The following is a 23,194-nucleotide window of genomic DNA, read 5'->3' as shown; positions in this document are numbered from 1 at the left end:
GCGCACGACTCATAATCGTGAGGTCGCGGGTTCAAGCCCCGCTCCTGCTACCAAGATCCATCCCGCGCCGTCGCTGTGCTGTGACGGCATCCGCCGTGCTGTGGCCCGTTTCGGTTGCGAGAGTGCATTGGTGCACCGAGACTGCGTGCTGGGCGTGCGGTCTCGGTGCACCGTTGGAGTCTCGCGGGGTTGGGGTGCGGGGTGCGAGGCGCGGGGATGGGGCTGTGGGTGGTGCGTTAGAGGAGGGCGAGGCTGGTGGCGCGCCAGCGTCCGTCCCAGCCTTCGAGGCGGATGGCGAGGGCGCGGGTGCGGGTGGGGCCTGCGGTGACGACGACGGATTCGATGATGCCGTCGGCGGGGGAGCAGGTGCGGATGCGGAGGACTTTGTGTGCGGGGCGGGCGGCGGCGATGCCGCGGGCGCTGCGGGCTCGTGCGGCGAGGTTCGCGCGGGTGAGGACGACGTGGAACGCGTCTTCGCTGAACCAGCGTGCGAGCTGGTCGGGTTCTCGGACGCCGGCGAGGACTTCGAGCACGCCGCGGGTGAGGTTCTCCAGGAGCGGTTCGGGTTCGGGGAGGTCGCGGGTGGAGGTGCGTTGCGGGGCGAAGTACTCGGCGAGCTCGAGGGCGGCGCCGGTCTGCGGGGTGGGCGCATCGGTCAAGGGTGGAGGGATCATGCGAGCGGCCTCCTCGGGTGGGGCGGACGATGACGACTGCGGGATGGCGTCAGTAGAGCACACCGGCACAGGTGCGTGTATGAGAATCCTCCAACCTGTGGATAACTCGTCCAGCCGGTACCGGGCTGTGCCGATTGTGCGCACGCTGGTCACTCGGGACTCGACGACAGTATCGACGCGCATCCGCCGTGCTGTGGCCCCTTTCGGTTGCGAGAGTGCATTGGTGCACCGAGACTGCGTGCTGGGCGTGCAGTCTCGGTGCACCGTTGGAGTCTCGCGGGGTTGGGGTGCGGGGTGCGAGGCGCGGGGATGGGGCTGTGGGTGGTGCGTTAGAGGAGGGCGAGGCTGGTGGCGCGCCAGCGTCCGTCCCAGCCTTCGAGGCGGATGGCGAGGGCGCGGGTGCGGGTGGGGCCTGCGGTGACGACGACGGATTCGATGATGCCGTCGGCGGGGGAGCAGGTGCGGATGCGGAGGACTTTGTGTGCGGGGCGGGCGGCGGCGATGCCGCGGGCGCTGCGGGCTCGTGCGGCGAGGTTCGCGCGGGTGAGGACGACGTGGAACGCGTCTTCGCTGAACCAGCGTGCGAGCTGGTCGGGTTCTCGGACGCCGGCGAGGACTTCGAGCACGCCGCGGGTGAGGTTCTCCAGGAGCGGTTCGGGTTCGGGGAGGTCGCGGGTGGAGGTGCGTTGCGGGGCGAAGTACTCGGCGAGCTCGAGGGCGGCGCCGGTCTGCGGGGTGGGCGCATCGGTCAAGGGTGGAGGGATCATGCGAGCGGCCTCCTCGGGTGGGGCGGACGATGACGACTGCGGGATGGCGTCAGTAGAGCACACCGGCACAGGTGCGTGTATGAGAATCCTCCAACCTGTGGATAACTCCTCCAGCCGGCACCGGGCGGCGCCTGAGGCTGCGCAGTGGCGCGGAGATCCCTGGTCCCAGCTGAATTCGGATAGATGCCGGATGGGGAATATATCTGATGTCGGGCGAGGCGGGCGGCTCCCGCACGTCTGGGTCGGCGCGAATTGTCGCGTTCGCCGTCAGCGGCGGCAGAACGCGACAAGTGACGGATGCCGCCGCGCATTCGCTTGGCGCACTCTGTCGCCGGGACTTCTCTGCGCGACCAGACGCGCCAACGGCGCCAACGCAGCACACGAACAGTCGGTTACGGTGCGGATACAAGATGGCGACGCGCGGCGCAATGTGTTAGCGGAATCTCCCAGTGAACGCGAAGATACCGTGGTACCGGCATCCGGGGGGATGCCATCCAAGCCTCAAGAAGGAGACCCCATGTCCGATCCCAAGCCCGATTCGCCCATCCCGGCGACCCCGCTCGACCATACCCCGGTCGCCCCGTCGACGGCGGCGACGCTCGTCGCCGAGGGCTTCGGCACGTTCCTGCTGGTCCTCGGCGTCATCAGCACCGCGCTGTTCGCCGCGGACTTCGGCGCCAGCGACAAGGGCACCTCGCTCGGCGTCGGCTTCGTGGGCGTATCGCTGGCCGTGGGCCTGACGGTCGTGGCGGGCGCATACGCGTTCGGCCCGATCTCGGGCGGCCACTTCAACCCCGCGGTCACCGTGGGGCTGGCCGCAGCCGGCCGCTTCCCGTGGAGCGGCGTGCTCGGCTACATCGTCGCGCAGGTCGTCGGCGGGCTCGTGGCCACCTCGCTCATCGTCCTGATCGGCCTCTACGGCCCGGACGGCTGGCTCGGTGCCGCCCAGGAGGGCGGCTTCGCCAGCAACGGCTTCGACGCCGGCTCTCCCGGCGGCTTCGGCATCGGCGGCGCGATCGTGGTCGAGACGCTCTTCACGGCCCTGTTCGTGATCGTGATCCTCGGCGTCACGCACTCCCGCCGCGGCAACCCGGCCTTCGCCGGCCTCGTGATCGGCCTCACGCTGACGCTCATCCACCTCGCGACGATCCCGGTGGACAACACGTCGGTCAACCCGGCCCGTTCCATCGCGACGGCCGTCTACGGCGGCGCGCTGCCGCTGGGCCAGCTGTGGGTGTTCATCGTGTTCCCGATCGTGGGCGCGCTGATCGCCGGCTACTCGTACCGCGCACTGTTCGACGGCACGAAGGCCTAGCCCGCCCGCGTGGCAGGAAGCCCGGCGGTCCACGGACCGCCGGGCTTCCTGCGTGAGCGGCCGACGGCACCTTCGCCGACCCGATGTCGGAGGCCCGGCGCTACGATGGACCGTTCCTTCGCCGACTCGGAGACGACATGCTCGGAAGACTCCTGGTCCGATACCTTCGGACCTACCGCTGGCCCCTGGCCGGCGTGCTGGTGTTCCAGTTCGCCTCGGCGCTGGCCTCGCTGTATCTCCCGCGGCTGAACGCCGACATCATCGACCAGGGCGTCGCGCGCGGCGACACCGGCTACATCTGGACCCACGGCGCGTTCATGCTCATGATCGCGCTCGGCCAGATCGTGGCATCCGTCGTCGCGACCTACTTCGCCGCCCGCGCCGCGATGGGAGCGGGGCGCGACATCCGCCGCGATGTCTTCGAGAAGGTCAGCGGCTTCTCCGAGCGCGAGGTCGCGCACTTCGGCCCCGGCACGCTCATCACACGCAACACGAACGACGTGCAGCAGGTGCAGATGCTCGCGATGATGGGCGCCACCATGCTCGTCACCGCGCCGCTGCTGGCGATCGGCGGCATCATCATGGCGCTGCAGCAGGATGTGGGGCTCAGCTGGCTCATCGCCGTCGCCGTCCCCGTGCTGCTCCTGATCGGCGGGGTCATCATCAGTCGTATGGTGCCGCTGTTCCGCCGCTACCAGCACAAGCTCGACACCGTGAACCGCATCATGCGCGAGCAGCTCACCGGGGTGCGGGTCGTGCGCGCGTTCGTGCGCGAGCGCATCGAGGAGGAGCGCTTCCGCTCCGCCAACACCGACATCATGGTGATCGGCCGCAAGGTCGGGTCGCTGTTCGTCGTCCTGTTCCCGCTCGCGATGCTCGTCCTCAACGTCACCGTCGTGGGCGTCATCTGGTTCGGCGGCATCGAGGTGGATGCCGGGAACGTGCAGCTCGGCACGCTCTTCGCCTTCATGCAGTACGTCGGTCAGATCCTCATGGGGGTGCTTATGGCGACCTTCATGACGATCATGATCCCGCGCGCGGCCGTCTCCGCCGACCGGATCGGCGAGGTGCTCGACAGCTCCGACGCGCTGACCCAGCCGGCCGACGCGGTGCGCACGTTTCCGACCCCGGGCTCGCTGGAGCTGGAGGACGTGTCGTTCACGTACCCGGGCGCCGACGCGCCGGTACTGCGGGGGATCTCCTTCCACGCCGCACCCGGCGAGACCGTCGCGATCGTCGGATCGACCGGTGCGGGAAAGACGACGCTCGTCGGCCTCATCCCGCGGCTGTTCGACGTGACCTCGGGCACCGTCCGCGTCTCGGGCGTCGACGTGCGGCGGGCCGATCTGCAGCAGCTGTGGCGGGGGATCGGCTACGTGCCGCAGCGGCCGTTCCTGTTCACCGGCACCGTGGCGTCCAATCTCCGGTTCGGCCGCGAGGAGGCGACCGACGAGGAGCTGTGGCATGCGCTGGAGATCGCGCAGGGCCGCGACTTCGTCGCCGAGATGGAGGGAGGGCTCGGTGCGCGAATCTCGCAGGGCGGCACGAACGTCTCCGGCGGGCAGCGTCAACGCCTGTCGATCGCGCGCGCGATCGTGCACCGGCCCGACATCCTCGTGTTCGACGACTCGTTCTCTGCGCTCGACCTGTCCACCGACGCGCGGCTGCGGCAGGCGCTGTGGCGAGAGTTGCCGGAGGTGACCAAGATCGTGGTCGCCCAGCGCGTCTCCACGATCACGGATGCCGACCGCATCGTCGTGCTCGACGAGGGCCGCATGGTCGGGCTCGGCACCCACGCAGAGCTGCTGGCGGGCAACGACACCTACCGCGAGATCGTCGAGTCGCAGCTGGGGGTGGAGGCATGAGTCGCAAGACGCCGCAGACCGCCGAGCTCAGCGAGGACGAGAGGCTCGAGCTCGAGCTCGCCGAGCAGGCGCGCCTGAGCTCGGGCGACTGGGACAGCGTCGCGCCGGGGAAGGCGGCGGACTTCGGCAAGAGCTTCCTGCGCATGGTGGGCCTGCTCGGCCCGTACAAGTGGGCGTTCGCCTTCGTGTCGCTGCTGGGCGCGATCGGGGTCGTGCTCGCCGTGATCGCTCCGAAGGTGCTCGGCGAGGCGACCAACCTCATCTTCGAGGGCTTCGTCTCCTCGGCGCTGGGCGAGCAGTTCCCGCCCGGGGCGACGCAGGAGCAGGTGGTCGAGGCGCTCCGCGCCGTCGGACAGGACGACCTCGCCGGCATGATCTCGGCGATGCAGGACTTCCAGGTCGGCGCCGGGATCGACTTCGAGCGGCTGCGCTGGGTCATCGTCGGCGTGCTCGCGATCTACGTGGCCTCAGCCCTGCTCACCTGGATTCAGGGCTACGTCATCAACGTCATCATGGTGCGCACGATGTGGCGGCTGCGCGAACAGGTGGAGGCCAAGCTCAACAGGCTGCCGCTGTCGTACTTCGACCGGGTGCAGCGCGGCGAGCTCATCTCTCGAGTGACCAACGACATCGACAACATCACCCAGACGATGCAGCAGTCGCTCTCCGGGGCGCTCACCTCGGTGCTCACGGTGGTCGGCGTGCTCGTCATGATGTTCTCCATCTCGTGGCAGCTGGCTCTCGTCGCGCTCGTGGCGCTGCCCCTCATGGCCGTGATCTTCGGTGTCATCGGCCCGCGCTCGCAGAAGGCCTTCAGCGTGCAGTGGCGCAAGGTCGGGCGGCTCAACGCGCGTGTCGAGGAGTCGTTCTCCGGCCATGCCCTGGTGCGCGTGTTCGGGCGCGAGGAGGACTCACGCGCGAGGTTCCAGGAGGAGAACGAGGAGCTCTACCGGGCTTCTTTCACGGCCCAGTTCCTCTCCGGCATCATCATGCCCGGCATGATGTTCGTGGGGAGTCTGACCTACGTGGGCATCGCGGTGCTCGGCGGGCTCATGGTGGCATCCGGTCACCTGCGCCTGGGCGACGTGCAGGCCTTCATCCAGTACTCGCAGCAGTTCACGCAGCCGCTGTCGGAGCTGGGCGGCATGGCAGCGGTCGTGCAGTCGGGCACCGCCTCCGCTGAGCGCGTGTTCGCCCTGCTCGACGAGGAGGAGCAGGAGCCCGACGCGGACGACGCGCCCGCGCTGGTCGACGGGGCGGGGGTGATCGAGTTCGAGCACGTGCGCTTCTCGTACTCGCCCGACCAGCCGCTCATCCGCGACCTGTCCTTCCGCGTCGAACCGGGCCAGACCGTGGCGATCGTCGGCCCCACCGGGGCCGGAAAGACCACGCTCGTGAATCTGCTGATGCGCTTCTACGAGCTCGACGGCGGTCGCATCCTCCTCGACGGGCAGGACATCGCCGCTCTCACCCGCGACGACGTGCGCTCGCGCACCGGCATGGTGCTGCAGGACCCGTGGCTGTTCGCCGGGTCGATCCGGGAGAACATCCGCTACGGGCGGGCGTCGGCCACCGACGAGGAGGTCGTCGAGGCGGCCGTCGCCACCCGGGTGGATCGTTTCGTGCACGCGCTGCCGGAGGGCTACGAGACGGTCCTCGACGAGGATGCCGCGAACGTGTCCGCGGGCGAGAACCAGCTCATCACGATCGCACGCGCCTTCGTGGCGCAGCCGGCGGTGCTGATCCTCGACGAGGCGACCAGCTCGGTGGACACGCGCACCGAGCTGCTGCTGCAGCACGCGATGTCGGCGCTGCGCGAGGGGCGCACGTCGTTCGTGATCGCGCACCGACTCTCCACGATCCGCGACGCCGATCTCATCCTCGTGATGGAGCATGGCGATATCGTCGAGAAGGGGACGCACGACGAGCTCATCGCGGCGGAAGGCGCCTACTGGCGCCTCTACCGTGCACAGTTCGAGCAGGCGGCCACCGACGGGCAGGACGAACAGCGATCGGACGGGGAGCACTCGTGACCACCACACCACCGGGATGGTATGACGACGGCCACGGCGTGCAGCGCTGGTGGGACGGTCAGGCATGGACGGAGCACGTGCAGCCGGAGGCCGCCGTGCCGGCTGCCGGGTCGGGCGCGCCGGGTGCCGGGTCTGCGACCGGGCTGGATGCCGGGTCTGCGACCGGGCGCCGGTTTCCGCTGTGGATCGTGTTCGTCGTGCTCGGCGTGCTGCTGGCCGGGCTCGTCACCGCCGCCGCCGTCTACCTGCCGCGCGTCTTCACGATGCTCGAGTCGGCCGGTCCCGTACCCGAGCTCGAGGACACGCCCTCTCCGCTGCCCGAGACGACCGACCCGTCGCAGGAGGTCGAGCTGAGCGCTCTCACTCGCGATGCCGCCGTGGCCGCCGTCGAGCTCTACGACGACGCGTGGAAGACCGGCGACTGCGACCACTACCTCGCCGCGACGACGCCGTCGTTCCGCGAGCAGCTGCAGCTCACCGACTGCACCACGTTCACGACCGAGGCCACGGCGTTCAGCGAGTTCTCGCAGGACTACGCGCTCACCGTCACCGACGTCTACGCGCAGGGCGATGACGTGATCGTGGAGACCTCCGAGTCGTTCACGACCGACGTCGACATGGACGGCAACCCGATCGACCCGCCCACGACCGAGACGGTCCTCTACCTCTATGTCGTCGTCTCGCACGAGGGCGGCTGGGCGATCGACCAGATCGGCGAGCCGTGACGGCGGACGCCCCGCCCGCCCGTTCCGGCAGGAGGGTGGTCGCGTGTGTGGGCATCGGGCTCGCCGCAGGCCTCCTGTCCGGGCTGTTCGGCGTGGGCGGGGGTACGGTCATCGTCCCGATGCTCGTGCTGCTGCTCGGCTTCGATCAGCGGCGCGCGGCCGGCACGTCGCTCGCGGCGATCGTGCCGATGGCGGCGGTCGGGGTCGCCTCCTACGCACTGCACGACGCGGTCGCCTGGATCCCCGCGCTCATCCTCGCCGCCACTGCGGTGTTCGGCGCCCAGTTCGGCACCTGGCTGCTCGCCAGGCTCTCCCAGCGCGCGCTGCGCTGGGGGTTCGTGGGCTTCCTCGCCGTCGTGATCGTGATGCTCTTCGTCGTCGTGCCCTCGCGCGATGCCGGCCTCGAGCTGTCCTGGGTCACCGGCGCGGGTCTGGCCTTCCTCGGCCTCGTCACCGGTGTGGTGGCGGGACTGCTCGGGGTGGGCGGGGGCATCGTGGTCGTGCCGACGCTCATGATCGGCTTCGGCGTGAGCGACCTGGTCGCCAAGGGCACGTCGCTGTTGATGATGATCCCGACCGCGATCTCGGGCACGGCGGGCAACCTCCGTCGGCACAACGTCGACCTGGTCGCGGCCGCGCTCGTGGGCGGGGCCGCGTGCACGACCACGGCGCTGGGCGCGTGGCTCGCGGCGCTCATGGACCCGTTCGTGGCGAACGTCTTCTTCGCCCTCTTCCTCGCCTATGTCGCCGTGCAGATGGCGCTCAAGGCCAGCTCGCGTCGCGCTCGCTGACCCACCGTGCGCCGTCTTAGGATCGGAGGGTGTCCGTGAACCCTGAGCTGGTCGATCGCGCGTTCCCGCCGACGACCCCCTACCTGGTCGGCCGAGAGAAGGTGCGCGAGTTCGCGCGCGCCGTGTTCGCCACCGACCCCCAGCACACCGATCCGGACGCTGCTCGCGCGCTCGGCTACGCCGACGTCGTGGCGCCGCCGACCTTCGCGATGGTGATCCAGGATGCCACGCTGCAGCAGCTGCTCGCCGAGCCGGACTCCGGCATCGCACTGGAGCGCACCGTCCACGCCGAGCAGCGCTTCCAGTACTCCCGGCCCATCGTCGCCGGCGACGAGCTGACCGCGCAGCTGCGGGTCACCGGCATCCGCCCGTTCGGGAAGGGCGCGATGGTCACGAGCGAAGCCGTCATCACCGACGCCGCGGACGACCACGTCGTCACCGCCGTCTCGGTGCTGCTGATCGGAGGCACCGAGTGAGCCCGGCCCTGAGCGTCGGCGAGGTCGTCACCGAGCGCACCGTGCACCTCACCCGCGAGTCGCTCGTGCGCTACGCCGGCGCCTCGGGGGATTTCAACCCGATCCACTACCGCGACGACGTCGCCGAGCGCGTGGGCCTTCCGGGCGTCCTCGCCCACGGCATGCTCACGATGGGGCTGTCGGTGCAGGCGATCGTGCCGTGGCTCGGCGACGCCGGCCGCATCGTGGAGTACGGCGTGCGCTTCACCCGCCCCGTCGTGGTCGACCCCGAGGGCGGCGCCGACGTGCACGTGTCCGCGAAGGTCGGCGCCGTCGACGCGGAGACCGCGCGCATCGACCTCACCGTGACGCACGCGGGCACGACCGTGCTCGGCAAGGCGCAGGTCCGGGTGCGTCTGGCCTGATGCCCGAGATCGACCCCGTCCCGCTCGCGCGGCTGACGACGCTGCAGACCGGTGCCGCCCCCGCGCGCATGATCGACGCGCACACCGCCGACGAGCTCGTCGCGGCGCTGCGCGAGGTGTGGTCCGGCGGTGATCCGTGGTTCGTGCTCGGCGGCGGCTCCAACCTGTTCGTCGGCGACGAGCCGTTCGACGGCACCGTCGTCCGGGTGCTGACACGCGGAATCGAGCGCCTGCCGTCGCCGCGCGCGGGCTTCGCGCGCGTGCGCGTGCAGGCGGGGCACGACTGGGACGCGCTGGTGGCGTTCACCGTGGCCGAGGGACTCGCCGGCATCGAGGCGATGTCGGGCATCCCGGGCACGGTGGGCGCCGCGCCGGTGCAGAACGTCGGGGCGTACGGCCAGGAGATCGTGCAGACCCTCGTCGAGGTCGACCTGCTCGACGAGGACATCGGGGATGTCGCCACGGTGCCGGCGGCCGAGCTGGGCCTGGGCTTTCGCACGTCGGTGCTCAAGCACCACTACGGCTCGGCGCCCGCCCGGCGGGCGGTGATCCTCTCCGTCACGCTCGAGCTCGCCGAGGTGGGAGAGGGCGCGCGGCCGGTGCCGGGCGCTCAGCTGCGTGCGGCCCTGGGCCTGGCGCCGGATGCCGCGGTGTCGCTGTCGTGGGTGCGCGAGCACGTGCTGCAGACCCGTCGCCGCAAGGGTATGGTCCTCGACGCCGCCGACCCCGACACCGCGTCGGCCGGGTCGTTCTTCCAGAACGCGATCGTCTCGCCCGACTTCGCGGCCACGCTCCCGGCCGACTGCCCGCGCTGGCCGGTCGCTCCCGACCTGGACACACCGGTCGTGATCCCGCTGGCCGCCTACGACGGCGTCGCCCCCGGCCCCGCGGCGGCTCGCACGGACGTCAAAGTGAGCGCCGGCTGGCTCATCGAGCACGCCGGCGTGCACAAGGGCTTCCGGCTGCCGCGCTCGCGCGCGGCGGTGTCGACCAAGCACGCGCTCGCGCTCACGAACCGCGGCGGTGCGACCGCTGCCGAGCTCGCCGAGCTGGCCCGGTTCATCCAGGGCCGGGTGCTGTCCGAGTTCGGTCTCATCCTGCAGCCAGAGCCGGTGCTCGTGGGCGTCGAGCTGTAGGGCGCTCGTCAGGCGAAGAGGCGCTGCAGGCGCTGCACGCCCTCCAGGAGCTGATCGTCGCCGAGCGCGTACGACAGGCGCACGTATCCGCTGGGCCCGAACGCCTCGCCGGGCACGACGGCCACTTCGGCCTCGTCGAGGATGAGGTCGGCCAGCTCCAGCGACGTGGCGGGGGTGGTGCCCGCCCACTCGCGGCCGAGCAGGCCCCGCACGTCGGGGTACGCGTAGAAGGCGCCCAGAGGGTTCGGGACCGTGACGCCGTCGATCTTCGCGAGCTCGGAGACGATCAGCCTCCGGCGGCGGTCGAACGCCTGCCGCATGCTCTCGGCCTCGTCCTGCGGGCCGGTGAGGGCGGCGATGGCCGCGCGCTGGGCGATGTTGTTGACGTTCGAGCTGAGGTGGGACTGCAGGTTCGCGGCGACCTTGATCGCGGCGGCGGGCCCCACCATCCAGCCCACGCGCCAGCCGGTCATCGCATAGGTCTTGGCGACGCCGTTGACGAGGATCGTCTGCCCCGCCAGCTCCGGCACGGCCTCGACGATCGAGACCGCGCGCGCGCCCTCGTAGACGAGGTTCTGGTAGATCTCGTCGGTGATGACCCAGATGCCGTGCTCCAGCGCCCACCGGCCGATCGCCGCGGTCTCCTCGGCCGTGTAGACCGAGCCGGTCGGGTTCGACGGCGAGACGAACACGAGCGTGCTCGTGCGCTCGGTGCGCGCGGCCTCGAGCTGCTCGACGGTCACCTTGTAGTCCTGGTCGGCGCCGGCGAACACCTCGACGGGAACGCCGTCGGCCAGCGCGATCGCCTCGGGGTAGGTGGTCCAGTACGGCGCGGGCAGCAGCACCTCGTCGCCCGGGTTCACCACGGCCTGGAATGCCTGGTAGACGGCCTGCTTGCCGCCGTTGGTGACCAGGACCTGGCCGGGGGAGACCGCAAGGCCCGAGTCGTGCAGGGTCTTGGCGGCGATCGCCTCGCGCAGCGCCGGCAGGCCCGCCGCGGGCGTGTAGCGGAAGTTCGCCGGGTCGCGCAGCGCCGCCGCCGCGGCATCCACGATGAACGACGGCGTCGCGAAATCCGGCTCGCCCGCGGCGTAGGAGATGACCGGGCGTCCCGCCGCCTGCAGCGCCTTGGCCTTGCCGTCGACCTTGAGGGTCGCCGACTCGGCGATGGCGGAGAGCTTCCGGGAGACGACGGGCGTGCGGGGCGAGGGGCTGGGTGCGGTCACCCTACGAGCGTAGCCCGGAGCGCATGGCGATCACGTCTCCGTGCGCACGGGCAGTCGCTCCCCGGCGCGCACCGGGAACTGAAGCCGGTTGCCCGGCGGCGGCAGCGGGCACACGTAGTGATCGCTGAACGCACATGGCGGGAGGAACGCACGCGTGAAGTCGACGGTGGTGCGGCCCGCGGCATCCGGCAGTGCCGCATGCAGGAACCGGAAGCGATACGTCTCGGTGCCGCTCGTGGCGTCGGCGAACACGACCCACAGCGTGTCGGAAAGGACCGTCGCGGTGAGGCGGGTCGGGGAGCCGGCGAGCTCGAACTCCAGCGTGCCGGTGTGCTCGGCCACGGAGCGGTGCCCGTCGATGTGGTCGAAGCCGACGGGCTCGTCACGCGGGACGAATGCGGCCTCGACCGCCCAGGCCGGATCGGGCTCGTAGGCGTCGATGCGCTGCAGTCGCATACGGCCGGGCACGTGCGGGTCGAACAGCCGCAGGGCCGGGACCCCGTCGCGCACGAACGCGCGCAGCAGCACGTCGCCGGCGCGCAGCTCCTCGCCCCCGGCGAGAGCCACGGTGTCGTCCACCGGCGCGCCGGCGGCGTCGGTGTACGCCGAGCCGCGGAGCCCCGTGCCGACGACGTGCTCGCCGTCGGTGCTCCAGCGCCCGGCGAGGCCCTCGATCTCCTGCTCCTGCGGGAAGAGCCAGACCGTGTCGGCGAGCGCGGCGGTGCCGTACGGGGCCGACACCGCGGCCCAGCGGGCCTCGTGCCACGCGTCCCACGCGCGCCGCCATGCGTCCGTCCCGGCCTGCCCCGCCGTCCCGGCCCGCCCGGTCGTCGCCGTCGAGTCACTGCCTTGCGCGCGAGTCACTGTGCTCGGGCGCAGTGACTCGGCGGTAGAGGAGTGACTCGGCGAGACGTCGGGGGTGGGCGCAGAGGGGCGCGGGGTCGGGGGAGGGTCGGTCATGCGATCAGGATACGAGTGTTCTCGATCGTGGGAGTGGCCGGGTGGCACGAGCTCCGAGGCTTCTGTGCGGTCTCCCGCAGCCGATCGGAGGCGCGAGCGGCGTCACATGCTGCGCAACGCGGCCGTGGGGGCCAGCCGCGCGGCGCGCACGGCGGGCGGGAGCCCCGCGACGATCCCGACGACCACGGCCAGTGCGGGGCCGCCGGCCAGCGCCGCGATCGGGAGGACCACAGGCCGGCCGCCGGCTGCGGCCACCGCCACCGCCGCACCGGCACCTACGACCGCGCCGCCGAGGCCGCCCAGGAGCGAGAGCATGCCGGCCTCGGCGACGAACTGCGCCGCGATCTGACCGGGCCGGGCGCCCAGCGCCCGCCGCAGCCCGATCTCGCCGCGCCGCTCCATCACCGCTACGACCATCGTGTTGGCGATGCCGATGCCCCCGATCAGAAGCGCGATGCCGGCGAGGGCCAGCCCGAGCGTGGCGAGCGAGTCGTCGGCGGTCGCCCGCGCCACGGCGAGGTCCGACGGCCTCGTGACCGCGACGTAGGACGATCCCGGTGCGGCCGCCGCGGCCAGGATGCCGTGGACCTCGTCGATGCGCCCCGGTTCGGCGCGCACGTAGATCGCGGTGAGGTCGCCGACGCCGCTCTCGCCGGCGAACGCGTCGCGCACCCAGCGGTCGCCGAGAATCGCCGCGGTGTCGACGCCGCCGGCAAGGCCCGCCGAGTCGAGCACGCCGAGCACGCCGTACCAGCGTCCCCCGATGACCACGCGGTCGCCGGCGGAGACCCCCAGGCGTTCGGCGGCGGTCGCCCCCAGCACCGTCATCGGGAGGGCGCGCGTGGCCCGGTCGAACCAGCGGCCCGACGCCATCGTGGCGCCGATCGCGGCCCGCACGTCGGGGCGGGCGACGACCACGGCGATGCCGCCGGTGTCGGTCTCGGGCACGAGGTCGGTGCGGCGGACCGTGAGGCCGTCCGGGGCGGTCTCGAACACGCCCACGCGGGCGATGCCGTCCTGACGCAGCAGGGTCAGGGGCGCGGCATCCGGCAGCGGCACGGGCTCGCGGTCGGGCCCCGTCCCCGGGCTCACCACGGCGAGGTCGGCACCGAGGCGGTCGAGCTCGGCCAGCAGCTGCGCGCGCTGAGAGGCCGAGACGGACACGAGCGCGACGAGCGTCGCAATGCCGAGGGCGATGCCCACGGCGGCCAGAATGCTCCGCTGCGGCCGCGATGCCACGCCCTGCCACGCGGTGCGCACGAGGTCGCCCGCGCGCAGCCGCGCGGTCACGGCACCCTCCGTTCGGGACCCGCGGGGTCGCTCGTGACGACGCCGTCGCGCAGGCCGATCCGTCGGGGGAAGTGCGCCGCGACGCCCTCGTCATGGGTGACGACCACCACGGCCGTGCCGCGGTCGGCGGCGGCCGCCAGGAGCGCGACGACCTCGGACCCGGTGGCCGAGTCGAGCGAGCCGGTCGGCTCGTCGGCGAACAGGATGCCGGGATCGCGCACCAGCGCGCGGGCGATCGCCACGCGCTGCTGCTCCCCGCCGGACAGCGCTCCGGGGCGGTGGTGCCGCCGCGCGGCGAGCCCCACGTCGGCGAGGGCGTCCGAGGCCCGGCGCCGGCGCTCGGCCGCCGGCACGCCCGCGTAGAGGAGTCCCGTCGCGACGTTCTCCCACGCGGTGAGGGCGGGGAGGAGGTGGAACTGCTGGAAGACGAACCCGATGCGGCGGGCGCGCAGGGCGGCGCGGCGGCGTTCGGTGAGGGCCGCGGCATCCGCCCCGTCGACGAGCACGATCCCGGAGGTCGGCACGTCGAGGGTGCCGAGGATCGCGAGCAGGGTGCTCTTGCCCGAGCCCGACGGACCCACCACGGCGACGCGCTCCCCGGCATGCACGCGCAGCGACGTGGGGGCGAGGACGGCGACCGGCGGCGGGCCCGGATACGTCTTCGCCGCGTCGCGCAGCTCGATCACCGGCGCCGTCATCGCGCCAGCACCACGAGGTCGCCGGCCTCGAGCACCGGCCCGTCCCCGCCCTCGACCTGGGTGCCGCTGCGCAGCACCTGCACGCGCGCGTCGGCGACGAGCCCGATCTCCACCGCGGTGCGCACGACCTCGTCGCCGGTGGCGACCTCCACCGCGTAGCCGTCGCCGGGGAGGGCCACGAGGGCCGTCACCGGCACGACGAGGGTCTCCGGCTGCGCGGCGGAGTCGTGGACCTCCAGCCGCACCGCCACCGGTCCCGCGGCGGACACCGCGCCCTGATCGGGGAAGTCCACCGTGGCCGTCGGGGGCGTCTGCTCGTCGCCGTCGCCGGTGGGCGTTCCGCCGGGGTCGACGGCGGTGAGGGTCGCCTCGATCGGGTCGGCGCCGGCGATGCCGACCGTGACCGCCGTCCCGACGGCGAGCCGGCGCGCCTGCGCGGCGGTGAGGCGGGCGGTCGCGTGCAGGGCGGTTCCGGTGACGGTGGCCGGGCTCGCGCCGACATCGCCCAGCCGCGCCGTGACGCGCGAGACGCGGATGCCGTCCCCCGGGGTCACCGCGACGTCGGAGCGCGCGAAGGCGCCGGTGCGCTCCACGCCGAGCGAGCGCTGCCACGCGCGCACCGCCTCGGCCGTGCGCCGGCCGAACCAGCCGTCGGCGTCGCCGTCGAAGAAGCCGAGCGCGGCGAGGTTCTGCTGCAGCTGGCGCACGTCCTCGCCCTGGTCGTCGACGGCGAGGTCGCGCCAGAACGGGCGCTCGCCGCGCAGCAGCACGACCGGCCGTCCGTCGCGCTCGTACAGGCGACCGCCGATGCCGACGACCTCGCCCGCGGCGGGGAGCGCCGTCACCATGCCCTCGGCCGGCGGCAGCGGCACCGGATCGCCGTAGGTGAGCTGCGCGTTCAGCTCCAGCCGGTCGGTCAGCGACGCGCGCTCGACGGGCGCGGTCACCGGTTCGGTGCGGGCCGCCGTCTCGTCGGCGCCCGCCCGCCACGGCTGCCACAGCCACAGCCCCGCGACGACCACGCCGACCACGACCACGGCCGCGATGCTCGCGACGGCGGCGCGCCGGCGCCGCGTCACGGGGTGTTCCCGCCGACGCTGACGTCGACGCCGGCGACGTCGTCGAGCACCGCGGACAGGTCGAAGCCGAGCTCGCCCTCGACCTGCCACGCGACGGCGTCGCCGTGGTCGCAGGCCGCCAGGAGGGCCCGGAACTCGACCTCGGTCAGGTCGGCGGGAAGCAGGATGCCGCCCCCGCCGTCCGCGGTCGGATCGGCGACCCACGCGAAGCCCGCGTCACGCGCGCAGCGCGCGAAGGCGAGGGAGTCCTCCTGCTGCTGCGCGAGCGCCTCGCGCATCGCCGGATCGTCGGCGGGGGCGACGCTCGTCTGGCGGAAGTCCGGGTGCTCGGCCTCGCAGCCCGCGTAGGCGTCGTGGGTCGTGGCATCCTCGACGATCGCGCTGGAGTCGGCCACCGCGATCCAGCTCCCGTCCTCGCCGGATTCCATCATGAGCACGCCGTCGCCGGTGCTCTCGCTGGAGATCTCCACCGATGTGCCCGGCGTGGTCGCGGTCAGGCCTGCGCCGTCTCTGATCATCACGAGGCTCGTCGATTCGGAGATGCGGGACTCGACGCCCGCCGCCTTCAGGCACGCGACGAAGGCGCCGGCGGCATCCGGGGTGCGTGCGGGGCTCGGCTGCTGTGCGGTGGCGCACGCCGTCAGGACGAGGGTCGCCGCGGCCAGAGCCGCGACGGCGGGGAGGTGGGGTCGCATGTCGTGCTCCTCGTATCGCTGTCTTTCCGGAAGTCTGCGCGCGGGCCGGTTCGGGCCCGGTCACGCGCGGGATGACCCTTGTTTGACCGGTTCGGGGCAAGCTGGGACGGGAGGAGGTACGGCGATGCGGCTGCTGCTGGTGGAGGACGAGCGGGAGCTCGCCGACACGCTCGCGGAGGGCCTCCGCCGCGAGGGGTACGCGGTCGAGGTCGCCTACGACGGACGCGCGGCGCTCGCGGCGGTGGCCGCGGCCGACATCGAGCTGATGGTGCTCGATCGCGACCTGCCGGTGCTCACCGGAGATGCGGTGTGCCGCACGCTGCGGGCGCAGCGGCATCCGGTGCGGATCCTCATGCTGACCGCCGCGGGCGGGCTGGACGACCGCGTCACGGGGCTCGACCTCGGCGCCGACGACTACCTCGCCAAACCCTTCGCGTACCTGGAGCTGCTCGCGCGCCTGCGCGCGCTCGGCCGGCGCGTCCACGACGCGGCGCCGGTGATGGAGGCCGCGGGCGTGCGGTGCGACACCGCGCGACGCCTCGTCGAGCGCGACGGACGCCCGGTGGCGGTCACGCGCAAGGAGCTGGCGGTGCTCGAGACGCTCCTGACCGCCCGCGGCGGGTACGTGAGCGTCGACGAGCTGCGCGACGAGGTGTGGCAGGGCGAGGGCGGGCGCACGGTCGTCAAGGCGACCGTGCACACGCTCCGTCGCAAGCTCGGCCACCCCGACCCGATCGACAGTGCGCCGGGCCTGGGCTACCGCATGCGGGAGCTGCCGTGAGGTGGGGGTTCCGGGCCCGGCTGACTGCGCTCATCGCGCTCGTGTTCGTGCTCGGCGGCGGAGTGCTGCTCATGGTGCAGTACCTGCTCGTGCAGCAGCTGTTCTCGTCTCAGCTGGAGACGATCGTCGGTTCGTGCGAGGTCGACGACAGCGGCGCCACCAGCTGCGGCGGCACCGGTACGACGACCACCACGAGCGGTCCGGACGGCATCGTCGACATCGTGTGGGCGCAGAGCATGCAGCTCTCGCACGACGTGCTGTCGGGGCTCGTGGTGTGGTCGCTGGTCGTACTCGCCGTCTTCGCGGTCGTGGCCGTGATCGCGGCGCGGTGGTTGGCCGGGCGCTCACTCGGACGCATCGCCCGCATCACCGGCACGACGCGCGAGATCACGCGCGACGACCTGCATCGGCGGCTCGACCTTGCCGGCCCGGACGACGAGATCAAGGAGCTCGGCGACACGATCGACGGGATGCTGGACCGCCTCGACGACGCGTTCACGCGGCAGGAACGGTTCGTCGCCGGCGCCTCGCACGAGCTGCGGACGCCGCTGACCACGACGCGCGCGGCGCTGGAGATCCCGCTCGCGCAGGGGCGAGTGCCCGCCGACCTGGAGCCCGACGTGCGGCGGGCGCTGGCGGCGACCGCGCGCAGCGAGCAGCTCATCGCGGCCCTTCTGGGGGTGGCGCGTGCCTCGCAGGATCCGCAGACCGCCCCGGTCGAGCTGGCAGGTCTCGCCCGGGCGGCGATCGCGCGAGTGGACGAGGAGGCGCTCGGTCGTGGCATCCGGGTCGACGGCCACGCCCTGATGTCGGCGGTGGCGGCCGCCGACGAGACCCTCGCCGCCGTGGCGATCGGCAACCTCGTCGACAACGCGGTGCGGCACGGGCGGCCCGGTGGCGCGGTCTCGGTGGCCAGCGGCGTCGACGGGCAGGGGGCGTGGGTCGAGGTCTCCGGTGACGGCCCGGTGCTCACGGCGGCGGAGACCGCGCGCCTGCCCGAGCCGTTCCACCGCGGCGACCGGTCGCGGCTGGCCGGGGGAGGGAGCGGGCTCGGGCTCACGCTCGTGGAGACGATCGTGCGGCATCACCGCGGCGCGCTCGCCCTGACGCCGCGCTCCGGCGGCGGCCTGGTCGCGCGGGTGACCCTGCCGCGGGCCTGACCCGGCCGCGGGCCTGACCCCGCGGCATCCTCTCGCGCTCGCCCGCCCCGTCCCGTCCCGTCCCGCCCCGCCCCGCCCCGCCCCATCTCCGCGAGTCACTGCTCTTGCTCGCGAGTCACTGCCTTACTCGCCAGTCACTGTGTTCCAGGGCAGTGACTCGGTGTTTGGGCAGTGACTGGCGTGGGGGAGCAGTGACTGGGGTGACGGTCGGGGGCGGTCCGGCGGCGAGGCGCGGCGGGGCGGGGGTCCGGCGGCGAGGCGGGTGGGTCGGGGGCGAGGTCCGGCGCGGCATCCATCCGGCATCCACCGAATGGGGGATGCCACGCCCACAGGCGGGCGGATCGACATCCCGTTGCAGGATCGGGCAGTCAGACCGACTCGAGGGCGACGTCGTGGCCGTAGGTGCGACGCTCGCGCGGCTGCTCGGGGCCCCATTGCCGCCAGGCCGGGTCGCGACCGGTGATGAAGGCGACCCAGTCTCCGTGCATGGCGTCGGCGAGCGCCTGCGGTGGGTTCTTCCCCAGGGACTGCTCCACGCGCTCCGCGTCCAGGTGGTCGAAGACGAAGGGGATCTCCAGGCAGTGGGACGAGAGCCCGTCCGGCCACGGCCAGGTGAAGCGGTACGCCCAGGTCTGGGTGTCGGGGTCGGCCTCGGTGCGCGCGTCGAGCACCCGAGTCAAGCAGTCGGTGAACGTGCCGGCGGTGATCGCCTGCCCGGCGATCAGGGCCTCGCTGCCCAGGGACGCGTGCCTTTCGGTGAACGCTGCCGCGCGGTCGGGCTCCCATCCGGCTGAGATCAGCAGGTCTTCTGCGGTGCCGTCGCCGATCGCGCCGGCGAGCGCCTCGCCCATCCCGGTGAACTCGTGCTCGGTGGTGCCCGCGAGCAGGCGGACCTTGCTGCCCTGCCCGGCGGCGATGGCGGCGATGCTGGGCCGCAGGAGGATCTCGCCGTCGACCACCGGAGCGAAGCCGAGGCGGGCGCCGCCTGCCAGCATGGCGAGCGGCTCCATCATCCCGTCCTCCGCCCGTGCCGCCGCTTCCAGATCGAGGATCCGGTCGTGGTCGACCTGCGACCACGCCTCCCACGTGGGCTGGATGTCGGCCGATGCCGCCATTCGACGTCCGAGTCGTTCGGCGACCTCGTACGGGAGGTCGGCGACGGCGCCGGATTGCGAGACCGCGCCGCGGAACAGCGTCTGGGCCGCGGGGGACCCGAGCAGGGTGAGCACCGAGCCGCCGCCCGCGCTCTGGCCGCCGATCGTGACCCGGCGGGGATCGCCGCCGAATGCGGTGATATTGTCGCGCACCCAGTCCAGGGCGCAGAGCTGGTCGCGCAGGCCGCGATTGAGCGGCGCCCCCTCCATCCACCCGAAGCCGTCGAAGCCGAGACGGTACGAGATCGAGACCGTCACGACGCCGTCCCGGTTGAAAGCGGCGCCGTCGTACCAGGGCGACGAGGGCGAGCCGGCGAAGTAGCCTCCGCCGTGGATCCACACGAACACGGGGAGCAGCGCCGACTCGTCGCCGGGGGCCGGGGTGAAGACGTTCACGTTGAGGGTCGCCTCCCCGGCGAAAGAGGGCTCCGGAATCGTCGTCAGCTCCCCTCCGGTGCGACGCTGCGGCGTGGGGCCGGGCCTGGTCGCATCGAGGACGTGCGTCCACGGCGGCATCCGCACCGGCGCCTGGAATCGCAGCGCGCCCACAGGCGGTTGAGCGAACGGGATGCCGAGGAACGCAGCCGAACGCACCGCAGGACTGGTCGTGGGGCGCCAGCTTCCCCGAACCGGCCCGCAGGGTGCGGTGACGACCTCGGTGGATTCACGCATGTGCCAGTCCTCGTCTCTCGGTCTCTCGGCGAGCCCCCGCGCGGATCTCGGCCGTCGCGGAAGGTCGGTGCTCCTCGCCCTGGCGGACTTCGGCGTCGCGACGAATCTACCTGCGGCGGCGTGCTCACGGACACGCAGACGCATCCCGGTGCTCATGCCGCCCGCCATTCCGGTGGTCGTGGGGGCGGCATCCACGCCCACCGCCACGTGGCTTTCGAGGAGAGCGGGATGGCGTCGCCCTCGCCGGGCGGCGGATGCAGGAGGAACGGACCCTTGCCGTCGCGCGTGATCTTCCACCCGCGGTTGTGGAGCAGCAGATGGTGAAAGGTGCAGAGCAGTATCCCCCGGTCGATGTCGGTGTTCCCGTGGTCTGCCACGTAGTGGTCGATGTGGTGGGCCTCGGAGTACGACGCGGGCATCGGGCAGCCGGGCCACATGCAGCCGCCGTCGCGCGCGGCGAGGGCGATGCGCTGCCGCGGAGTGAAGAGCCGCGCCTCGCGGCCCACGTCGAGCGGATTGCCGCGCCAGTCCTGCGTGATCTGCACCGCGCCGTGCATGCAGAGGTTCCGATCGATGACCGATCCGGGAAGAGCCTGGCCGCCGTCTTCGGCGTAGCCGACGGTCAGCAGGCGCCCGAACGCGTCGCGGGGGCCGGCGTCGTCGACGGCATCGTTCACGACGATCATCCGCACGCCGGGCTGACGCGCGCCGAACACGTCCTTCGCCTCGGCGAGCGCGCCCGCGCGGAGCGTGGACATGAGCAGGTCGTACTCCAGCTGCTCGTTGCTGCGCGGGTCGTCGTGGAGCTCGGCGGCGTGCGCGCGTTCCTCGTCGGTCATGAAGCGCGGTCCGCCGCGCCGGGGGCGCAGTGCCGCGTCGCGGATCGAGCGCACCCAGAGGGCGGCCTCGTCGTCGAAGGTAAGGCTGCCGCGGTGCTGTCCGTCCTGGTCGACCCACATGCGGAACGACCGCTTCTCGTACCGTCTCGCGAACCGCTCCTCCGCGCCGACGGGGTCGAGGGCGTCGCGCATCGCACGGGCGCGCACAGCGAGGTCTTCGGCCGTCATCGTGCTCGCGTCGGCGCTGAGCTGTGCGGCGGCGATCGACCACACCTTCGCGGCATCCGATGTGTCGTCGCGCGGCTCACCGAGGCCTCGGCGGATCACGTCGTGCTGCACGGTCGTGATCCGGCCGCTCATCAGGTCGTCGCGGAGCGACGCGTGCCACGGCGGTGGTGGCGTCTCCTCGCGCGTCGGGTCGGACTCATCCTGCGTCCCGGCGTCGGGAGAGAGGACGTCTTCGAGCAGCGCCGCACCCACACGCACCTGCCGGGTGGCGTCGGCCTTCGTTCCGCCGGTGATCGCCTGGATCAGCGATGCCGGAGTCGAGTGCCCCTGCGTCGCCGCGAGCCCGGCGTGCCCGTTCTCGCGGCGGGAACGGTGCGCTGCGACGCCCGCGACGAGCGCCTGCATGCGCGCCACGCCGCTGGCGATGCTGGCCAGTTCGCGCGCCACCTCGACCACCGAGGCGTCGCTCAGTCCGATCACCGATGCGGGCAGTTCGGATGCCGGGACGGTCAGCTCGGCGAACGCGGCGAGCCGCGTGACGCGCTCACCGATATCCGTCAAGATGTCCATATCAGAAGTATCTCATATACCACGGACATTCGCAATAAGATTCGATAGATCGATCGTGCGACCTGTCGGCGTCTCAGCAGCCGGGGCCGGTGGGGTCTTCGATGCAGGTGTGGGCGACGAGTGCGGTGCGGGCTTCGTAGACCTGGATGGTGTTGCCGGTGCTGGTGAGGGGGAGTGTGCCGGGTACGTCGATCCAGCCGTTGCCGAAGTTCACTGCGGCGGTGTAGGTCACGGTCGTGGTGGCGGTGTAGGTGCCGCGTCGTGGGTAGGCGTGGCTGGTGGGGGTGGGGGTGAATTGGGCTTGTCCGGTGTCGGTCCAGCTGTTCCCGCCGGTGGGGGTGGTGGTCGTGGTGCTGTCGCCGTGGTCGAAGGTGAATGAGGTGGGGGTGAAGCGGACGGTGACGGGGAGGGAGAACAGTTCGCCGGTGGCGGTGTGTTCGGAGCCGGTTGCGACGAAGTTGGTGGGTAGTCCGGCGATGCCGATGCCTGTGGGTTCGCTGGTGAGTGCGGGGGGTGCGGGGGCGAAGGAGGCGAGGTCGGTGAGGGTGGGTTGGCGGATGATTCCGACGGTGTAGCCGTCTCGGCAGAGGCTGATGGCGCGGTCGCAGGGTGCGGCGGACGCGAGTGGGGCGGGTCCGGTGGGGTCGGTGTCGGTGGTGCGGCGGGGGCTGCCGCTCTCGCTGCCGGGAACCGTGGCCTGGACAACGACCTCCTGTCCGGTGTTCGTGGCCTCGCAATACTCCGACCATCCCAACCCGTCGGCGCACCTGCGGGAACCTGCTCCGAACGCCGCCGCCGGAGAAAATACGCAGCTCACTGTGATTGCGACAATGAGAGGCGCAGCCGACGCTAGGTGGCGCATGTCGGCTCGCCTTGGCGGCCCGCAAAGGAGGAGATAAGCCATCCGTAAGGGGCGTCCGGTACCTCGGCCACCGTGACCAGCAGGCTCTGCTGTCGTGGGCGCTGCCCCACGACAGAATTCCCGTCGGCATCGGTCAGTTGGATGGTTGAGACGTCTACGCAAACGGCCAACTGGGCTTCCAATGGCAAGGACTCGCTGTCAAGAGGCTCCACGAGAGCGACCGTATTCGTACCGGACACCTTCCAGTGTTTGGCGTGCATCTCCGAGAAGGACTTCCGTGTCGCCTTGTTTGCTTCACCGGTGGTGAGTGCGAACACCGGCTCGAAGGTGGCGGGGTCGGCCAGGTCGACTTCGTTCAGCGCGTCGACGTACGCGCGGTAGGTGGCCTCGGCGGCTTCGAACGCTTCCTCGTCCGTCGCGAAGCCCGTGGGCGTCGGGGTGGGCTCGGGTGTCGGTGTGCAGCCGCTGAGGAGCACAGCGGCGAGCGCGGCGCCGACGGCCGCGCGACAGATTCGACTGCGTGGCATCCTCATGCGAACCACGGTAGCCGTCCCGCATGCCGCGCGGACGAGTTACTCACAGGCATCCCGCGACGCGTGCTCGCGGCTCAGGCTCCACCGGTACCGCGCGTAACTTGGCGCGTCTGGTCGCCGATCCCGGATGCCGCGACCATTCGCGCCAACCGAGCCGGCGGCCGTGCGCGGCGCCTTCGCGTGAGTGGGCGCGTCTGGTCGCAAGTCGCGGGCGGCTTCAGGGGGCTATTGCAACACCGGGTGTGTGGAGGTTGTGGTGGG

The 23,194-nt window shown here is 72.1% G+C and carries 22 protein-coding genes; 10 read left to right on the top strand and 12 right to left on the bottom strand.

Going from position 1 to position 23,194, the window contains the following annotated elements:
* Window positions 1–236 precede the first annotated feature (236 nt).
* Window positions 237–674, bottom strand: coding sequence for an Rv3235 family protein (locus tag QM641_RS10785; protein WP_415116315.1), 438 nt, complete (start codon window positions 672–674; stop codon window positions 237–239).
* Between the two features lie 329 nt (window positions 675–1,003).
* The gene (locus tag QM641_RS10780) at window positions 1,004–1,441 is read right to left on the bottom strand and encodes an Rv3235 family protein (protein ID WP_415116315.1); all 438 of its coding nucleotides are present in this window, start codon (window positions 1,439–1,441) and stop codon (window positions 1,004–1,006) included.
* Window positions 1,442–1,958: 517 nt separating this feature from the next.
* Here QM641_RS10780 and QM641_RS10775 point away from each other — a divergent pair.
* The 8 genes from QM641_RS10775 (at window position 1,959) to QM641_RS10740 (ending at window position 10,186) form a co-directional block, all read left to right on the top strand.
* Window positions 1,959–2,756 carry an aquaporin gene (locus QM641_RS10775; protein WP_415116313.1) on the top strand — a complete coding sequence of 266 codons (798 nt, stop codon included), beginning with the start codon at window positions 1,959–1,961 and terminating at the stop codon, window positions 2,754–2,756.
* Window positions 2,757–2,893: 137 nt separating this feature from the next.
* Window positions 2,894–4,621, top strand: a complete 1,728-nt coding sequence (locus tag QM641_RS10770; protein WP_415116311.1) for an ABC transporter ATP-binding protein — start codon at window positions 2,894–2,896, stop codon at window positions 4,619–4,621.
* The gene (locus QM641_RS10765) at window positions 4,618–6,654 is read left to right on the top strand and encodes an ABC transporter ATP-binding protein (RefSeq protein ID WP_415116309.1); all 2,037 of its coding nucleotides are present in this window, start codon (window positions 4,618–4,620) and stop codon (window positions 6,652–6,654) included. The genes QM641_RS10770 and QM641_RS10765 overlap by 4 nt, the downstream gene beginning before the upstream one ends.
* Entirely contained in the window at window positions 6,651–7,379 is a 729-nt protein-coding gene (locus tag QM641_RS10760; protein WP_415116307.1) for a DUF2510 domain-containing protein, read from the top strand. The genes QM641_RS10765 and QM641_RS10760 overlap by 4 nt, the downstream gene beginning before the upstream one ends.
* On the top strand, window positions 7,376–8,170 hold the full coding sequence (locus QM641_RS10755; RefSeq protein WP_415116305.1) for a sulfite exporter TauE/SafE family protein: 795 nt from the start codon (window positions 7,376–7,378) through the stop codon (window positions 8,168–8,170). The genes QM641_RS10760 and QM641_RS10755 overlap by 4 nt, the downstream gene beginning before the upstream one ends.
* A 29-nt stretch (window positions 8,171–8,199) precedes the next feature.
* A complete protein-coding gene (locus QM641_RS10750) occupies window positions 8,200–8,646 on the top strand; it encodes a MaoC family dehydratase N-terminal domain-containing protein (protein WP_415116303.1) in 447 nt (148 codons plus the stop codon).
* Entirely contained in the window at window positions 8,643–9,050 is a 408-nt protein-coding gene (locus tag QM641_RS10745; RefSeq protein ID WP_415116301.1) for a MaoC/PaaZ C-terminal domain-containing protein, read from the top strand. The genes QM641_RS10750 and QM641_RS10745 overlap by 4 nt, the downstream gene beginning before the upstream one ends.
* Window positions 9,050–10,186, top strand: a complete 1,137-nt coding sequence (locus tag QM641_RS10740) for a UDP-N-acetylmuramate dehydrogenase (protein ID WP_415116299.1) — start codon at window positions 9,050–9,052, stop codon at window positions 10,184–10,186. Before QM641_RS10745 ends, QM641_RS10740 begins: the two co-directional genes overlap by 1 nt.
* Before the next feature lie 8 nt (window positions 10,187–10,194).
* Here the strand turns inward: QM641_RS10740 and QM641_RS10735 are convergent, their stop codons facing one another.
* From QM641_RS10735 to QM641_RS10710, 6 genes are all read right to left on the bottom strand, one after another.
* On the bottom strand, window positions 10,195–11,412 hold the full coding sequence (locus QM641_RS10735) for a pyridoxal phosphate-dependent aminotransferase (protein ID WP_415116297.1): 1,218 nt from the start codon (window positions 11,410–11,412) through the stop codon (window positions 10,195–10,197).
* A 30-nt stretch (window positions 11,413–11,442) separates the two neighbouring features.
* The gene (locus QM641_RS10730) at window positions 11,443–12,372 is read right to left on the bottom strand and encodes a DUF1684 domain-containing protein (RefSeq protein ID WP_415116295.1); all 930 of its coding nucleotides are present in this window, start codon (window positions 12,370–12,372) and stop codon (window positions 11,443–11,445) included.
* A 102-nt stretch (window positions 12,373–12,474) separates the two neighbouring features.
* Window positions 12,475–13,662, bottom strand: a complete 1,188-nt coding sequence (locus tag QM641_RS10725) for an ABC transporter permease (protein ID WP_415116292.1) — start codon at window positions 13,660–13,662, stop codon at window positions 12,475–12,477.
* Complete coding sequence (locus QM641_RS10720; protein ID WP_415116290.1) at window positions 13,659–14,360, bottom strand: ABC transporter ATP-binding protein; 702 nt, start codon at window positions 14,358–14,360, stop codon at window positions 13,659–13,661. Before QM641_RS10720 ends, QM641_RS10725 begins: the two co-directional genes overlap by 4 nt.
* Window positions 14,357–15,439, bottom strand: a complete 1,083-nt coding sequence (locus QM641_RS10715; protein WP_415116288.1) for a peptidoglycan-binding protein — start codon at window positions 15,437–15,439, stop codon at window positions 14,357–14,359. The genes QM641_RS10720 and QM641_RS10715 overlap by 4 nt, the downstream gene beginning before the upstream one ends.
* Window positions 15,436–16,134 carry a hypothetical protein gene (locus QM641_RS10710; protein WP_415116286.1) on the bottom strand — a complete coding sequence of 233 codons (699 nt, stop codon included), beginning with the start codon at window positions 16,132–16,134 and terminating at the stop codon, window positions 15,436–15,438. Before QM641_RS10710 ends, QM641_RS10715 begins: the two co-directional genes overlap by 4 nt.
* Window positions 16,135–16,258: 124 nt before the next feature.
* Here QM641_RS10710 and QM641_RS10705 point away from each other — a divergent pair, with 124 nt between their 5' ends.
* Window positions 16,259–16,915, top strand: coding sequence for a response regulator transcription factor (locus QM641_RS10705; RefSeq protein ID WP_415116284.1), 657 nt, complete (start codon window positions 16,259–16,261; stop codon window positions 16,913–16,915).
* On the top strand, window positions 16,912–18,075 hold the full coding sequence (locus QM641_RS10700) for a sensor histidine kinase (protein WP_415116282.1): 1,164 nt from the start codon (window positions 16,912–16,914) through the stop codon (window positions 18,073–18,075). Before QM641_RS10705 ends, QM641_RS10700 begins: the two co-directional genes overlap by 4 nt.
* A 368-nt stretch (window positions 18,076–18,443) precedes the next feature.
* Here QM641_RS10700 and QM641_RS10695 read toward each other — a convergent pair whose 3' ends face one another.
* From QM641_RS10695 to QM641_RS10680, 4 genes are all read right to left on the bottom strand, one after another.
* A complete protein-coding gene (locus QM641_RS10695) occupies window positions 18,444–19,901 on the bottom strand; it encodes a carboxylesterase/lipase family protein (RefSeq protein WP_415116280.1) in 1,458 nt (485 codons plus the stop codon).
* 152 nt (window positions 19,902–20,053) lie between these two features.
* Window positions 20,054–21,538: a DUF222 domain-containing protein gene (locus QM641_RS10690; protein WP_415116278.1), complete on the bottom strand. Its 1,485-nt coding sequence runs from the start codon at window positions 21,536–21,538 to the stop codon at window positions 20,054–20,056.
* 73 nt (window positions 21,539–21,611) lie between these two features.
* Window positions 21,612–22,292, bottom strand: coding sequence for a hypothetical protein (locus QM641_RS10685; RefSeq protein ID WP_415116275.1), 681 nt, complete (start codon window positions 22,290–22,292; stop codon window positions 21,612–21,614).
* A 95-nt stretch (window positions 22,293–22,387) separates the two neighbouring features.
* A complete protein-coding gene (locus tag QM641_RS10680) occupies window positions 22,388–22,933 on the bottom strand; it encodes a hypothetical protein (RefSeq protein WP_415116273.1) in 546 nt (181 codons plus the stop codon).
* Between the last annotated feature and the right edge of the window lie 261 nt (window positions 22,934–23,194).

It is taken from the genome of Microbacterium sp. (assembly GCF_047605725.1).
Lineage (GTDB): Bacteria > Actinomycetota > Actinomycetes > Actinomycetales > Microbacteriaceae > Microbacterium.
The sequence above is the reverse complement of the archived record's forward strand: the minus strand, read 5'-3'. Positions and strand labels throughout refer to the sequence as shown.

What these genes read in the sequence shown, in the direction of transcription:
- QM641_RS10785 (WP_415116315.1), bottom strand. Translation starts at nt 674, where the DNA reads ATGATCCCTCCACCCTTGACCGATGCGCCCACCCCGCAGACCGGCGCC.
- QM641_RS10780 (WP_415116315.1), bottom strand. Translation starts at nt 1,441, where the DNA reads ATGATCCCTCCACCCTTGACCGATGCGCCCACCCCGCAGACCGGCGCC.
- QM641_RS10775 (WP_415116313.1), top strand. Translation starts at nt 1,959, where the DNA reads ATGTCCGATCCCAAGCCCGATTCGCCCATCCCGGCGACCCCGCTCGAC.
- QM641_RS10770 (WP_415116311.1), top strand. Translation starts at nt 2,894, where the DNA reads ATGCTCGGAAGACTCCTGGTCCGATACCTTCGGACCTACCGCTGGCCC.
- QM641_RS10765 (WP_415116309.1), top strand. Translation starts at nt 4,618, where the DNA reads ATGAGTCGCAAGACGCCGCAGACCGCCGAGCTCAGCGAGGACGAGAGG.
- QM641_RS10740 (WP_415116299.1), top strand. Translation starts at nt 9,050, where the DNA reads ATGCCCGAGATCGACCCCGTCCCGCTCGCGCGGCTGACGACGCTGCAG.
- QM641_RS10730 (WP_415116295.1), bottom strand. Translation starts at nt 12,372, where the DNA reads ATGACCGACCCTCCCCCGACCCCGCGCCCCTCTGCGCCCACCCCCGAC.
- QM641_RS10720 (WP_415116290.1), bottom strand. Translation starts at nt 14,360, where the DNA reads ATGACGGCGCCGGTGATCGAGCTGCGCGACGCGGCGAAGACGTATCCG.
- QM641_RS10710 (WP_415116286.1), bottom strand. Translation starts at nt 16,134, where the DNA reads ATGCGACCCCACCTCCCCGCCGTCGCGGCTCTGGCCGCGGCGACCCTC.
- QM641_RS10705 (WP_415116284.1), top strand. Translation starts at nt 16,259, where the DNA reads ATGCGGCTGCTGCTGGTGGAGGACGAGCGGGAGCTCGCCGACACGCTC.
- QM641_RS10695 (WP_415116280.1), bottom strand. Translation starts at nt 19,901, where the DNA reads ATGCGTGAATCCACCGAGGTCGTCACCGCACCCTGCGGGCCGGTTCGG.
- QM641_RS10690 (WP_415116278.1), bottom strand. Translation starts at nt 21,538, where the DNA reads ATGGACATCTTGACGGATATCGGTGAGCGCGTCACGCGGCTCGCCGCG.
- QM641_RS10680 (WP_415116273.1), bottom strand. Translation starts at nt 22,933, where the DNA reads ATGAGGATGCCACGCAGTCGAATCTGTCGCGCGGCCGTCGGCGCCGCG.